The following is a 13,488-nucleotide window of genomic DNA, read 5'->3' on the forward strand; positions in this document are numbered from 1 at the left end:
GGGGGGGGGGGGGGGGCCCGGGGGGGGGGGGGGGGGGGGGGGGCCGCCCCCCCCCCCCCGGGGGGGGGGGGGGGGGGGGGGGCCCCGGGGGCCGGGGGCGGGGGGGGGGGGCCGCGGGGGCGGGCGGTCGCGGGGCCCCCCCCCGCCGCGCCCCGCCGCCGCACCACCCCGCACCATCCCGCACCACCCCGCACCACCCCGCACCACCGGCCCCGCCCCCGCACCACCGGCCCCGCCCCCGACCACCGGCCCCGCCCCCGACCACCGACCGCCGCCCCCGACCACCGACCGCCGCCCCCGACCCCCGACCGCCGGCCCCGACCTCTGACTCCCGACCTCCGGCCCTCGACCGCCGGCCCCTCCGGGAACCGCCCCACCGACCTCCCGTCCCACGCCCCCGTCCCGCGCAGCTCGTTCCCCCCACCGACCGCCGGCCCCGCCGGGAGCCGGCGTCCGTCCCCGGTGGACGGCGCCCTCGCCTGTGGCGCCGTCCGCCGGGCGCGGCCGAGACCTTCAGGAGCCGCCCGTGTCCCGCCCCCACCACAGCGCAGCGTCCGCTGCCACGCTCACCCCGACCGCCCCTCCCACCTCGCCCACGCCGATGGTGACGCGGGCGGGCGGCACCGTCCGGGAGGTCGCCGTTCCCGCGCTCGTCCCGCCCGTCGAGCGGGGGTCGCTGGCGGACATCCCGTTCGTCAACGCCACCGAGGCGCCCACCGAGACCGTCCTCAGCCGGGCGCGGCCGGACGGCGGCTGGGGGGACGTCTCGGCGGCCACCTTCGCCCAGGAGGTGCTGGCCGTCGCCAAGGGCCTGATCGCCCATGGCCTGGAGCCCGGCGACCGCCTGGCGATCATGGCCCGGACCACCTACGAGTGGACCCTGCTGGACTTCGCGGCCTGGGCGGCCGGGCTGGTCACCGTCCCCGTCTACCCGACCTCCTCCGCCGAGCAGGCCCGGTGGATCCTCCAGGACTCCGCCACCGCCGCCTGCGTGGTGGAGGACATCGGGCAGGCCCGGCTGATCGGTTCCGTCCGCCCGGATCTGCCGGAGCTGAAACACGTCTGGCAGTTCGACGACGGCGCCGTCTCCGTCCTCGTGAAGGCCGGGGAGGACGTGGAGGACTCCGCGGTTGCCGCCCGCCGGGCGCTGCTGGGGCCCTACTCCGTCGCCACCCTCATCTACACCTCCGGCACCACCGGCCGCCCCAAGGGGTGTGTGCTCACCCACGGCAACTTCCTCGCCGAGGTGGACAACTCCATCGAACTGCTCCACCCCGTCTTCAAGTCGGTGTCCAAGGAGCCGGCCTCGACCCTGCTCTTCCTGCCGCTGTCCCACGTCTTCGGCCGGATGGTGGCCGTGGGCTGCCTGCGCGCCCGGGTCCGGCTGGGGCACGCGCCCTCCATCCAGACCGAGGAGCTGCTGGCCGGGCTGGCCGGCTTCCGCCCGACCTTCCTCCTCGCCATCCCCTACGTCCTGGAGAAGGTCTACAACACCGGGCGCGCCACCGCGGAGAAGATGGGCCGCGCCTCCTCCTTCGACCGCGCCGCCCGGATCGCCCGGCGGTACGGCGAGGCGGTGGAGGCCGCCCAGCACGGCACCGGCCCCGGCCCGGGGATCGGCCTGCGGGCCGCCCGCCTGCTCTACGACCCGCTGGTCTACCGGCGCATCCGGGCCGCGCTCGGCGGCAAGGTCCGCTACGCCATCTGCGGCGGCTCCCCCCTCGGCCACCCGCTCGCCGCCTTCTACGCCGGCGCCGGCATCCAGGTCTTCGAGGGGTACGGACTCACCGAGACCACCGCCGCCTCCACCGTCACGCCACCGCTGCGGCCCCGGCTCGGCACGGTCGGGCAGCCGCTGCCGGGTTCGGCCGTCCGGATCGCCGAGGACGGGGAGGTACTGCTCCGCGGCGGGCACGTCTTCGACGGTTACTGGGACTCCGGGGCCGGCCGGGCCGTCCCGGCGACGGACGTGGACGGCTGGTTCGCCACCGGTGACCTGGGCGCCCTCGACGCCGACGGCTATCTCACCATCACCGGCCGGAAGAAGGAGCTCCTCGTCACCGCCGCGGGGAAGAACGTCGCCCCCGCGCCGCTGGAGGACCGGCTGCGGGCGCATCCGCTGGTCGGGCAGTGCATGGTGGTCGGTGACGACCGCCCGTACATCACCGCGCTGATCACCCTGGAGCCCGACGGGCTGCTGCACTGGCGGCGGATGCGGAAGAAGCAGGACGTCCCGCTCGGCGAACTGGTGCGCGATCCGGAACTCCTCGCCGACCTCCAGCGGGCCGTGGACGAGGCCAACACCTCGGTCTCCCGGGCCGAGTCCATCCGCCGCTTCCGGGTGCTGGACCGGGAGTTCACCGAGGACGGCGGCCATCTGACGCCGTCGATGAAGCTGAAGCGCGCGGCGATCCACCGCGACTTCGGGGAGGAGATCGAGGAACTGTACCGGCGCGAGCGGAACGCGGGGTAGCCGTCCGGCCGGTCGTGCGGTGCGGCGCGGGGCCGGTGATCCCCGGACCGGGTGGGTGCTCGCGGGGATCGCCGGCGCGCGGGTCCATTCCGGGCGGGTCCGTTCTGCGCGGGCCCGGTCCGGGCGGGCCCGGTTCCGCGCCGGTCCGTTCCGCGCGGGCCGTGCCCCGGCCGCACGGTCCGCCCCCGTGCCGTGGTCTCCGGGACCGCCGCGGAGCCTCCCGCCGCGGAGCCTCCCGGCGCGCACGCCGGGAGGCGGACGCGTCTCAGGAGGTGTCCGGCCGCTGCGCGATCCACTCGTCGCCGCCCGGCGGGTAGGCGTAGGCGGGGCGGCCGGCGCCGGAGCTGGTGCGGAACGGGGTGCCGCCGTTGTCGACGCGGACGCTGCCACGGCGGTCACCGCTGGACCACTCCAGGGTGAGATCCCAGCGGACGTCATACGCCGTGGTGCGGGCGGTGACGTAGAAGACCTCCGGGTCGGACTCGCTGACCTTGTACGGGAAGGACCGCACACCCCCGGCGGTCACCGCCGGGGAGCCGCCGTCGAGGTCGACGGAGAACTCCGTGGTGCCGACGTCGCCGCCGCACCCGGAGCCCATCGCGTAGTCGTTCCAGGCGAGCGGAGCGCCTTTCGAGACGACGCGCACGTGCAGCGCCTCCAGCACGACCGTCTCCTTCCCCGTGCCCTGCACGGTGAGGCCGACGCGCTGCTCCCCCGAGGAGACGGCTCCGTACGCGGCGGCCCAGCGGGGCGCGTCCTGTTCGCCGGCGGGCGGGCCGACCCGCTCGGGCTCGCTGTCGACCAGGAAGTTCTGGCTGCACGGGCCGGCGTAGACATAGGGGCGGGTGGCGACGGTGAGCGGTACGCCGGTCCCTCCGGTGGCGCCGCCGGCCCCGGGGCGGGCGCGCTCCGGCTCCCCGGCGGACGGCCTTCCGGCGGACTGCTCCCCGGCTCCCGCGCCGCGGGAGGCGGAGGGCGTGGGCGAGCCCGACGGCGGCGCAGATGAGTCCTCCGCCCGTGCGGGGCCGGAGGTGTCCACGGACCCGGCGGTCCCACCGCCGGCCCGGTCCCCGCGGTCCGCGGAGGTGGCCAGGTAGGCGGCGAGCACGGTGATCGCGGTGACCGTGACGGCGACGGCGACGGCGAGCGGGGCACGGTACCGCCGGGACCGGGTGCGGGCCGGGACCGGGGCGCCGGGGCCGGCGGCGGGACCCGGCCCGTCGGCCCCGGGGCGAGCGGCTCCCGTGGGCTCCGGGCCCTTCGCCGGGCCCGGGGGCGTGTCCTCCGCGCCGGCGGCGCGCCCGGCGGCGTCCCCGGCCGGGCCGCCGGGGCGGGAGCCGACGGCGGGTGCCGAGTCCTCCTGCTCCGGGTGGGCCTCCTGCTCCGGCCGGGTTCCCTGCTCCGGCCGAACCCCCTGCTCCGGCCGGGCGTCCTGCCCCGGTGCGGGCGATCGCTCCGGTTCCCCCGGGGCCCCGGCCGGGGCATTCCGCCCCGCTCCGTCCCGCCCGGCTTCGTCCCGCCCCGCTCCCCTACGCCTCCGCGCCGCGTCCGCCACGATCCACCGCCGGTGCAGCTCGACCAGCTCGGGACGGGTCGCCCGGCAGAGCCGGGCGAGCCGTTCGACCGGGGCGTAGTCGGCCGGGACGGCGGTGGCGTTGCAGTAGCGGTGCAAGGTCGACGTGCTCATGTGGAGCCGCTTGGCGAGCGTCCCGTAACTCAACCCCGAGCGCTCCTTGAGTTCCCGCAGCAACGCCGCGAAATCCTCCGCCTCCTCGGTGGCCCCCGTCGCACCTGCCGCCCCCGGATCCATCGCTCCCCTCTCCGTTCTCGGGCCCGGCGTGTCCCGTTCCCGCGTTCCAGGAACGCCGTGTTCCCCCAGGTCACGGCCGGTTCGGGCGTTCCCGCGTCCCCAACTGCCGGGTGACCGTGGCGGTGGGGACGGACGGCCGCACAAGCTGGGGCCATCCAAGCACCGCACCCACCACAGCACCGAAAGGCGCCATCACATGCTCAGCATCCGGAACTCCCGCCCGCGCTTCCTGGCGGCCGCCGCGACCGGCGTGCTCGCGGTCCTCTCCCTGACGGCGTGCGACGACGGCTCCGGCGTCCGCGACGAGGGCTCCGCCGCGATCCGCACCGCCACCACCCCCGACTCACCGCGGTCCGGCGCCGGTTCCCTCCCCGGCGAGGACGCGCGGCCGGCGTCCGGCGGTTCGAAGCAGGCCGGGGACAAGACCAACGGGGTGGTCCCCGCGTCGTCCGAGCGGGACGGGGCCGGCGAGGGTGGCGACGCCACCGCCGTCACCTGCCGGAGCGCCAACACCAGGACCGTCGCGTCCCTCGTGCGGCGGCCGCTGAACCACCTCCTGCTCACGGTCACCAACACCGGGAGCCGCACCTGCCACCTGTACACGTATCCGGCCGTCCGTTTCGGCGAGGCGCAGTCCGTGCCGCCGGCCATCGAGGAGAGCCGCCCGCAGGCCGTCGTCACCCTGGAGCCGGGCGAGTCCGGCTACGCCTCCGTGATCCTGTCCGCGGCCGACGGCAGCGGCTCCGGGACCCACACGGAGCGGTCCCTGTCCGTCCACTTCTTCGGGGCCGACGGCGGCGGGAGCGTCGGGGGGCCGGCCCACCCCGAACTGCCCGCCGGGGGTGTGCGGGTGGACGACACCCTCAAGGTCTCGTACTGGCAGGCTTCGCGGGAGGACGCCCTCCTCTGGTGACACCGCCGCCGGAGACGGGCAGGAGCCCCGCTCCCCCGGCAAGCCGGGGGAGCGGGGCTCCTTGGGTACTGCGGTCGGCCGCGATCGGCCGGCCCGGTGATCGCCGAGGATCAGGCCGGGGTGACGTTCTCCGCCTGCGGGCCCTTCGGGCCCTGGGTCACGTCGAAGTTCACGGGCTGGTTCTCCTCCAGGGAGCGGAAACCAGACGCGTTGATCGCGGAGTAGTGGACGAAGACGTCGGGGCCGCCGCCGTCCTGGGCGATGAAGCCGAAGCCCTTCTCGGCGTTGAACCACTTGACGGTTCCGGTAGCCATAAAGCCCTCCTTGGGCCAAAGGGTTGCCCTGCTCCAGAACCTGCAAGAAGTCTGAAGAAAACGAGAGCCCGCGGAGTCACATGATCCGCAGGCTCTGTACTGCTAGGGAAACCAAACTGCAACTTGCCGTGAGCCTAACACGGTCGCTTCCCGGCGGGAATGAGGCGAAGATCACTCGTGGCGAGGCGCCCGGCATCTTGCAGAACCGGCTGTGACCTGGGCCGCGATGGAGGACCGAGGGTCCGCCGGCGGCGGCTCCTCGGTCCTCCATCCGGCCGGGACGGCTCCGGGCGACGCTCCGGGGTCACCCGCCGGAGCCGCCGGAATCACTCGTACGGATCACCGCGGTGGTCCGTACCTTGCCGCCACGGACGGCGAGGACCCGCGAGATCGCCGGGCTCGCCACGGCCATCAGGGTGAACGGGGTGGCCGGGTGGCGGATCGGGGGGCCGGAGCGGACGGGCCGGAGGGGCGCCCGGGCGGACCCACGCCCCGTCGCCGCCCCGGCCACCGTCCCCCGTCCGCCGCCCGGCTCACCCCCGGCCGGCCGCGTCCCCGCGGTGCCCCGCTCCCGGCGCCCGTCCCGGACGGCGTTAGCCTCGTGGAGTGGACCATTCCGACCCCATCGCCCCGGCGGGGCCCGCGGACCCCGCGCCCCGGCCCGGCCGTCCGGCGCCCGCACCGGGGCTCCCGCACGGTGACGCCGACGGCCGCGACCGCCGTGCCCCCCGGGCCTCCGGCGTCGCCCATGAGCGGCGCGACCGGCCCCGGGTGGGCCACATCCAGTTCCTCAACTGCCTGCCCCTGTACTGGGGACTCGCCCGCACCGGCACCCTGCTCGACCTGGACCTGTGCAAGGACACCCCGGAGAGGCTCAGCGAACGGCTGATCGCCGGGGACCTGGACATGGGGCCGGTCACCCTCGTGGAGTTCCTCCGCCACGCCGACGAGCTGGTGGCCCTTCCGGACATCGCGGTGGGCTGCGACGGGCCCGTCATGTCCTGCCACATCGTCTCCCAGCTCCCGCTGGACCGGCTGGACGGGGAGCGCGTCGCGCTCGGCTCGACCTCCCGCACCTCGGTGCGGCTCGCGCAGCTCCTGCTCGCCGAGCGCTACGGCATCGCCCCGGACTACTACAGCTGCCCGCCCGACCTGGGGCTGATGATGCGGGAGGCGCAGGCGGGGGTGCTCATCGGCGATCCCGCCCTGCGCGCCGCGCTGCACGAGGCGCCCCGCTACGGGCTGGGCGTGCACGACCTGGGGCAGCTCTGGAAGGAGTGGACGGGCCTGCCGTTCGTCTTCGCCGTCTGGGCCGTCCGCCGCGACTACCTGGCGCGCGAACCCGAACTGGTGCGCGAGGTCCATGAGGCCTTCCTGGCCTCCCGGGACCTGTCCCTGCAAGAGGTCACCAAGGTGGCCGAACAGGCGGCTCGCTGGGAGGCGTTCGACTCCGGGGTGCTCGAACGCTATTTCACCACCCTCGACTTCAGCCTCGGCCCGCGCCAGCTCGCCGGCATCGCGGAGTTCGCCCGCCGTACCGGTCCGACGACGGGCTTCCCGGCGGACGTCCGGGTCCGGCTGCTCGGGGACGAGTCCACCGATGCCCCCGGCGGCGGGGGCACGTAGCCGGACCCGTGGCCGGGGGAGTCCCGGGCGCCCCGGCGCCGGTGGCCGGGCGGTGGGGGAGCGGCCGCGGGGGAACGCCCGCCCCGCCGGGGCCGGGGTGGGGTCACGTACGCTGGATCGGTTCGTACACATCTTCCGGAAGGGACGGATGCCCCGGTGCCCGAGAACGCCGAGTCCCCGGACTCGAACCGCGCAGCCGTACTCGCCCGCGCCGCCGAGGGCGGCCGGATCACCCCGGAAGAAGCGCTCGACCTCTACCGTCACGCCCCGCTGCACGCCCTGGGCGCCGCCGCCGACGCCGCGCGCCGCCGCCGCTACGCGGGCATCGAGCACATCGCGACGTACATCATCGAGCGCAACATCAACTACACCAACGTCTGCGTCACGGCGTGCAAGTTCTGCGCCTTCTACGCGGCCCCCAAGGACACCGCCAAGGGCTGGACCCGCGACCTCGACGACATCCTGCGCCGCTGCGCCGAGACCGTCGAACTGGGCGGCACCCAGATCATGTTCCAGGGCGGTCACCACCCGGACTACGGGGTCGAGTACTACGAGGAGCACTTCTCCGCGATCAAGAAGGCGTTCCCGCAGCTCGTCATCCACTCCCTCGGCGCCTCCGAGGTCGACCACATGGCCCGGATCTCCGGGGTCACCCCCGAAGAGGCGATCCGCCGCATCCACGCCGCCGGCCTGGACTCCTTCGCGGGTGCCGGCGCCGAGCTGCTGCCCGCCCGGCCGCGGAAGGTGATCGCGCCGCTCAAGGAGTCCGGCGAGCGGTGGCTGGAGATCATGGAGACGGCGCACCGGCTGGGCGTCGAGTCCACCTCCACCATGCTGATGGGCACCGGCGAGACCAACGCCGAGCGGATCGAGCACCTGCGGATGATCCGGGACGTCCAGGACCGCACCGGCGGCTTCCGCGCCTTCATCCCGTACACCTACCAGCCGGAGAACAACCACCTGAAGGGCCGGACCCAGGCCACGCTCTTCGAGTACCTGCGGATCATCGCCGTGGCCCGCCTCTTCCTCGACAACGTCGCCCACATCCAGGGCTCCTGGCTGACCACCGGCAAGGAGGCCGGCCAGCTCTCGCTGCACTACGGCGCGGACGACCTGGGCTCGGTGATGCTGGAGGAGAACGTCGTCTCCTCGGCCGGCGCCCGGCACCGCTCCAACCGGCTGGAGCTGCTCCACCTGATCCGGGCCGCGGGCCGCGTCCCGGCGCAGCGCGCGACCACGTACGAGCACCTGGTGGTGCACGACGACCCGGCGAACGACCCCACCGACGACCACGTCGTCTCCCATCTCTCCTCCACGGCCATCGAGGGCGGCACCGCCCATCCCGAGCTGAAGCTCGTCGACGCCGGCTGAGCGGGCCGGGCGCCCGGGCCCGGGACCCGGGCCCGGGTCCCGGGTCCGAGCGGCCGGGCGGCCGGGCGGCCGGGCGGCCGGGCGAGGTAGCCACCGGCCGGGTGCCGGGGCGTCGCCGGCCCCGCCGCCCGCCCGGACGGGGCAAGGAGTGAACAGGTGACACGCGGGAGCCTGCCGTGCTGACGATCCACCGCGCCCGGACGGTGCGCTACACCGCCGGCGGCCCGCCGCACCCCGGGCACGCCGTGGCGGTGGACGGCGACCGGATCACCGCCGCCGGACCGTACGACGAGGTGCGCGCCGCCTGCGGCGAGCGGGCCCGCGTCCGGGACTGGGACGGCGAACTCGCCCCCGGCCGCCATGAACCGGCCGCCCGCGCCTGGCTGGAGGCCACCTACCACCCGGACCCCCGGGAGGCGGACCGGCTGGGCACCGCGCCGGTCACCGGTGACGCGCCGGCGGCGCTGGGCCTCACCGACGCCGACTGGGGCGCGAGCGCCCGGCGTGGCCTGCAACGCCTCCTCGCCGCCGGCACCACCGGCCTGACCGGGCCCTTCGACCGCCCCCGGGTCCGCACCGCCGTGGCCCGCTCCGGCCTGCGTGTCCTGCCGCCGGGCGCCCCCACCGCACCGCCGCCGCTGGCACCGGGCGCCCGCGCGGACTTCGCGGTCCACGCGGTGGAGACGCCGGGGACCGGGACCCCGGACGGGCCCGCGCCCGGTACCCCGGCCGCGCGGGACGCCGCCGCCATCGGGCCCTGTCTCGCCACGGTGATCGCGGGCCGCCTGGTCCACCGGCGCGCCTGACCACACCACCGGTGCCGCCCCACCGTCGCCGCGACGTCAACGGCGGCGAAGCCCCACCATCACTTCGGGCGGCGGTACGGTCGTACCCGACGATGTGATCCGCACGCCCCGCCATGATGCGTCCCATGGGAGTAGCGATGGTCGCCGAACACGAACGGCAGCAGAAGGCCACCCCGGACACCTGGATGTACCCGCCCCACCAGGGCTGGACGTACGAGCAGGTGAAGGACTTGGATCTTCCCTTCGATTGGGAACTGATGGACGGGCGCATCGTGGTACGGGGGATGACGAGCTGGTGGCACAACCGTGTCAGGGACCGGATCTACCACCGGCTGGAGAGCGCCGTCCAGGAGCCGTTCACCGTGGCCACGGAGCAGTGCGTCCTGGTGGACGAGTACAACCCGACGAAACCCGACGTCATGGTCTTCGACGAGCGGGAGCTTGATCCTTTCACCCTGGAGTGCGTTCCTGTCGACAAGGTCTCCCTGGTGGTCGAGGTGGTGTCCCCGGGATCCCGTCAGGACGACCGCATCCGGAAGCCCGCGATGTTCGCGGCGGCCAAGGTGCCGTACTACTGGCGGGTGGAACGCGGCGACGACGGCCTGCCGGTCATCCACGAACTGTGGCTCCACCATGACCTGGGCATGTACGTTCCGGCCCCCGCGCGTCCGCTGCACACCGGCAAGCTGGAGACGGATCTCCCCTTCCCCGTGGCGATCGACCTGGCGGGTCTCATCGGGCGCTGACCGTCCCGGGGCGCCGCGGCCCCGACCCGCCGCACCGGCTCCACCGCGCACCGGCCACAATGGGACGGTGACCCGAGCCTCCCTGGACAAGCAGCCGCACGAAGTCGCCGCCATGTTCGACGACGTGGCGCCGAAGTACGACCTGACGAACGACGTGCTGTCGCTGGGCCAGACCCGGCTCTGGCGGAAGGCCGTGGTGCGGGCCGTGGCCGCCCGGCCCGGGGAGACCGTCCTCGACCTGGCGGCCGGCACGGGCACCTCCTCCCAGCCGTTCGCCGCCGCCGGCGCCTACGTCGTCCCCTGCGACTTCTCCCTCGGGATGCTCCGTGAGGGCCGCAAGCGGCAGCCCGGCCTCCCCTTCACCGCCGGGGACGCCACCAAGCTGCCGTTCGCGGACGGCAGCTTCGACGCGGTGACGATCTCCTTCGGGCTGCGGAACGTCCAGGACACCGACGCGGCGCTCGCCGAGCTGCTGCGGGTCACGAAGCCCGGTGGCCGGGTGGTGATCTGCGAGTTCTCCCACCCCACCTGGGCGCCGCTGCGCACCGTCTACACCGAGTACCTGATGCGGGCGCTGCCGCCGATCGCCACCACGGTCTGCACCAACCCGGACGCCTACGTCTATCTCGCGGAGTCCATCCGCGCCTGGCCCGACCAGCCCGCGCTGGCGGGCCGGCTGCAGAAGGCGGGCTGGTCGAAGGTCGCCTGGCGCGATCTGACCGGCGGCATCGTGGCCCTGCACCGGGGCGTGAAGACCGAGGGCTGACCGCCGCCGAGGACTGACGGCCGCCGCCGGCCCGGCGGTGCGTGGCGGAGAGCGACCGGCCGGAGGGGCGGGAGGTACGTGCCTCCCGCCCCTCCGGCGCGGGGCCATGGGCGTCAGGCGGTGGCGAGTTCCGGCTGGGCGCCGGGAGACGCGAGCCTGCCCGTGCGGTGCAGCCCGAGGACGGCGGCCGCGCAGACGAGGCCGAGCACGGACAGCGCCACCCACGGCAGGGCGGACATCCCGGCGGCCCGTGCGGTGTCGAGCGCGGCGCCCGTCAGCAGATTGCCGAGGGTGATGCCGATCCCGCAGACGGTGTTGTACAGGCCGTAGTGGGTGGCGATGAGCCGGTTGCCGGAGAGGCGGACGATGGTGTCCATCTCGAAGGGGTACGCGATCATCGTGCCGATCGCCAGGAGCAGCGCGGACAGTGCCGGGGGCACGGCCGCGAGCAGCCACAGCCCCGGCCCGCCGGCCGGCACCGGGACCGCGGTGGCGGCCAGCAGCGGGAGGAAGCCCAGCCCCATGGTCAGCAGCCCCCAGGCCAGCGCGCGGCCCGGGGCCAGCCGGGCCTTGCACCAGGCGGTCACCCGGGTCTGGAACAGGATGGTGCTCAGCCCCGAGACGGCGAACAGCACCGCCACCGCCCCCGTACCGAACGTCCCGTCGCCGCCCAGGCGCCGTACCTCCAGGGGCAGGGCCAGATAGACCTGGAACTGCATGACGTAGAAGCCGGTCATGGCGACCGAGAACAGCAGGAACGGCCGGTTGGACACGATGCCCCGCCACTGGGACAGCACCCCGTCCCGCTGCCCCGGCGCCTGGCCGGCGTCGTCGCCCCGGCGGGCGGGGAGGGCCCGCAGCTGCACGGCGCCCAGCACGGCGAAGATCCCGGCCGCGACCAGGCAGGTCAGACGGAAGTCGACGCCGGTCAGCACCATGCCCACCAGCGGGCCGAGCAGGATTCCGGCCTGGTAGAAGACGTTGAACAGCGCGAACGCCTCGACCCGGCGGTCACCGGCGTCCGCCGCCACGTAGGCGCGCACGGCCGGGTTGAACAGCGCTCCGGCCAGTCCCGTCGCGGCCGAGGCGGCCAGGAGGGCGGGCACGGACTGCACGAGGCCGAGCGTCGCGAAGCCGGCGGTACGCAGCACGAGACCGGCGATGATCATGGGCTTGTAGCCGAGCCGGTCGGCGAGCGTTCCGCCGAGCAGGAACATGCCCTGCTGGCTGAAGTTCCGCACGCCGAGGATCAGCCCGACGAGCCAGCCCGCCAGCCCCACGGGCCCGGCGAGATACGCCGCCAGGTACGGCATCAGCATGTAGAAGCCGAGGTTGATGGTGAACTGGTTCACCATCAGCAGCTGGATGCCGCGCTCGTGGGAACGGACCTGTGCGAGGGTGCCCTTCACCGGCCGTCCTCCTCGGCGGCGCCGGGGCCGGCCCGGCGCTCGGAGGCGCCGCCGCCCGGCGGCGTCCCGGCGTCCGTCCCCGCGTCCGTCCCCGCGTCCGTCCCCGGCGCGCCGGGGGAACGGGCCGGGTCACCTGGGTGACCGGGCTCGGCCGGCGTGAGCGGGTCCACGATGTTCTCGCACCGCGTCCAGCGCGTGACCTCCTTCTCGTCGGGCCGGCCGATCACCTCCGGCTCCGGCGCGGGCGGTGAGTCGAGCAGGCCGTGGGCGGCGCAGTAGTCGTCGTCGTAGACGGTGCCGAGGTAGCGCTGCGGGCCGTCGGGGAAGACCGCCGCGATGCGGGCGTCCGCGGGCAGGGTCCGGGCCAGCCACCCGGCGACGAGCGCCACCGCCCCGACACTCCAGCCACCGGTGGCGTAGTGCGAGGTGGCGAGCCGGCGGCAGGTCCACACCGACTCGGCCGGGGAGACCCAGTGCACCTCGCTGAAGCTGCCGTAGGCCACATTGCGGGGGTAGATGCTGGAGCCCAGGCCGCGCATGAGCCGGGGCCGGGCGGGCTGACCGAAGATCGTCGAACCGACGGTGTCCACGCCGACCAGCCTCAGCCCCGGGTAGAGCTGCCGGAGCACCCGCGAGATCCCGGCCGAGTGCCCGCCGGTGCCCACACTGCACACCAGGACGTCGATGTGGCCCAGCTCCCTGGCCAGTTCCAGGGCCAGCGGGGTGTAGGCGGTCGTGTTGTCGGGGTTGTTGTACTGATCCGGGCACCAGGAGCCGGGGTGCTGTTCCCTCAGCCTGGCCACCCGCTCCCGGCGCGCCTGCTGCCAGCCCCCGGTGGGGTGCGGCTCGGAGACGACATTGACCTGGGCGCCGTAGGCCATCAGCAGTTTGGACATGGAGGACTCCAGGCCCGGGTCGGTGACCAGGGTGACGGGGTGGCCGTGGACCATCCCGGCCAGGGCGAGGCCGAGGCCGAGCGTGCCGCTGGTCGACTCGATGATCCGGGCACCCGGCAGCAGCTCGCCGCGGGCACGGGCCCGCTCGGCCATGTGCAGGCCCGGACGGTCCTTGATGCCGCCGGGGTTGAAGCCCTCCAGCTTCGCCCAGAAGCCGCGGCCGGCCGGGGCGAGAGGCTCCGAGACCCGCAGCAGCGGGGTGTTGCCGACCAGCCCGGACAGGGCTGAGCGGGCGGGAGGTGTCAGGTCGGTGGTCGGAGAAGGCATGGTCCGCTCTCGTTCGATGAGGGGTGTCGGA

At 75.0% G+C, this 13,488-nt stretch carries 11 protein-coding genes; 7 read left to right on the forward strand and 4 right to left on the reverse strand.

The genetic code is table 11. From position 1 onward, the window contains the following. The first annotated feature begins 601 nt into the window (after nucleotides 1–601). Entirely contained in the window at nucleotides 602–2,473 is a 1,872-nt protein-coding gene (locus HCK00_RS20800; protein ID WP_168103617.1) for an AMP-dependent synthetase/ligase, read from the forward strand. 265 nt (nucleotides 2,474–2,738) lie between these two features. On the opposite strand, the gene HCK00_RS20805 is transcribed toward HCK00_RS20800, so the two are convergent. After that, nucleotides 2,739–4,283, reverse strand: a complete 1,545-nt coding sequence (locus HCK00_RS20805) for a transcriptional regulator (protein ID WP_168103548.1) — start codon at nucleotides 4,281–4,283, stop codon at nucleotides 2,739–2,741. 196 nt (nucleotides 4,284–4,479) lie between these two features. On the opposite strand from HCK00_RS20805, the gene HCK00_RS20810 reads away from it, so the two are divergent. Beyond that, nucleotides 4,480–5,196: a DUF4232 domain-containing protein gene (locus tag HCK00_RS20810; protein ID WP_168103549.1), complete on the forward strand. Its 717-nt coding sequence runs from the start codon at nucleotides 4,480–4,482 to the stop codon at nucleotides 5,194–5,196. Between the two features lie 110 nt (nucleotides 5,197–5,306). On the opposite strand, the gene HCK00_RS20815 is transcribed toward HCK00_RS20810, so the two are convergent. Continuing rightward, nucleotides 5,307–5,510: a cold-shock protein gene (locus HCK00_RS20815; RefSeq protein ID WP_168103550.1), complete on the reverse strand. Its 204-nt coding sequence runs from the start codon at nucleotides 5,508–5,510 to the stop codon at nucleotides 5,307–5,309. A 771-nt stretch (nucleotides 5,511–6,281) separates the two neighbouring features. On the opposite strand from HCK00_RS20815, the gene HCK00_RS20820 reads away from it, so the two are divergent. The 5 genes from HCK00_RS20820 (at nucleotide 6,282) to HCK00_RS20840 (ending at nucleotide 10,825) form a co-directional block, all read left to right on the forward strand. Further along, nucleotides 6,282–7,136 (forward strand): menaquinone biosynthetic enzyme MqnA/MqnD family protein, encoded by an 855-nt coding sequence (locus tag HCK00_RS20820; RefSeq protein WP_168103618.1) that lies wholly within the window; start codon nucleotides 6,282–6,284, stop codon nucleotides 7,134–7,136. 156 nt (nucleotides 7,137–7,292) lie between these two features. Beyond that, nucleotides 7,293–8,507 (forward strand): cyclic dehypoxanthinyl futalosine synthase, encoded by a 1,215-nt coding sequence (gene mqnC / locus HCK00_RS20825; protein WP_168103551.1) that lies wholly within the window; start codon nucleotides 7,293–7,295, stop codon nucleotides 8,505–8,507. 176 nt (nucleotides 8,508–8,683) lie between these two features. Beyond that, nucleotides 8,684–9,313 carry an imidazolonepropionase-like domain-containing protein gene (locus tag HCK00_RS20830; RefSeq protein WP_311765414.1) on the forward strand — a complete coding sequence of 210 codons (630 nt, stop codon included), beginning with the start codon at nucleotides 8,684–8,686 and terminating at the stop codon, nucleotides 9,311–9,313. Between the two features lie 125 nt (nucleotides 9,314–9,438). Further along, entirely contained in the window at nucleotides 9,439–10,059 is a 621-nt protein-coding gene (locus HCK00_RS20835) for a Uma2 family endonuclease (RefSeq protein WP_168103552.1), read from the forward strand. A 67-nt stretch (nucleotides 10,060–10,126) separates the two neighbouring features. Beyond that, nucleotides 10,127–10,825 (forward strand): demethylmenaquinone methyltransferase, encoded by a 699-nt coding sequence (locus tag HCK00_RS20840; RefSeq protein WP_168103553.1) that lies wholly within the window; start codon nucleotides 10,127–10,129, stop codon nucleotides 10,823–10,825. A gap of 113 nt (nucleotides 10,826–10,938) precedes the next feature. On the opposite strand, the gene HCK00_RS20845 is transcribed toward HCK00_RS20840, so the two are convergent. Together HCK00_RS20845 and HCK00_RS20850 are read right to left on the reverse strand one after the other, a co-directional pair. Next, nucleotides 10,939–12,234: an MDR family MFS transporter gene (locus tag HCK00_RS20845; protein ID WP_311765415.1), complete on the reverse strand. Its 1,296-nt coding sequence runs from the start codon at nucleotides 12,232–12,234 to the stop codon at nucleotides 10,939–10,941. Beyond that, nucleotides 12,231–13,457: a PLP-dependent cysteine synthase family protein gene (locus HCK00_RS20850; protein WP_168103554.1), complete on the reverse strand. Its 1,227-nt coding sequence runs from the start codon at nucleotides 13,455–13,457 to the stop codon at nucleotides 12,231–12,233. Before HCK00_RS20850 ends, HCK00_RS20845 begins: the two co-directional genes overlap by 4 nt. Between the last annotated feature and the right edge of the window lie 31 nt (nucleotides 13,458–13,488).

The organism is Streptomyces zingiberis (assembly GCF_012034935.1).
GTDB lineage: Bacteria > Actinomycetota > Actinomycetes > Streptomycetales > Streptomycetaceae > Streptomyces > Streptomyces zingiberis.

What these genes read in the sequence shown, in the direction of transcription:
- HCK00_RS20800 (WP_168103617.1), top strand. Translation starts at nt 602, where the DNA reads ATGGTGACGCGGGCGGGCGGCACCGTCCGGGAGGTCGCCGTTCCCGCG.
- HCK00_RS20805 (WP_168103548.1), bottom strand. Translation starts at nt 4,283, where the DNA reads ATGGATCCGGGGGCGGCAGGTGCGACGGGGGCCACCGAGGAGGCGGAG.
- HCK00_RS20810 (WP_168103549.1), top strand. Translation starts at nt 4,480, where the DNA reads ATGCTCAGCATCCGGAACTCCCGCCCGCGCTTCCTGGCGGCCGCCGCG.
- HCK00_RS20815 (WP_168103550.1), bottom strand. Translation starts at nt 5,510, where the DNA reads ATGGCTACCGGAACCGTCAAGTGGTTCAACGCCGAGAAGGGCTTCGGC.
- HCK00_RS20835 (WP_168103552.1), top strand. Translation starts at nt 9,439, where the DNA reads ATGGGAGTAGCGATGGTCGCCGAACACGAACGGCAGCAGAAGGCCACC.
- HCK00_RS20850 (WP_168103554.1), bottom strand. Translation starts at nt 13,457, where the DNA reads ATGCCTTCTCCGACCACCGACCTGACACCTCCCGCCCGCTCAGCCCTG.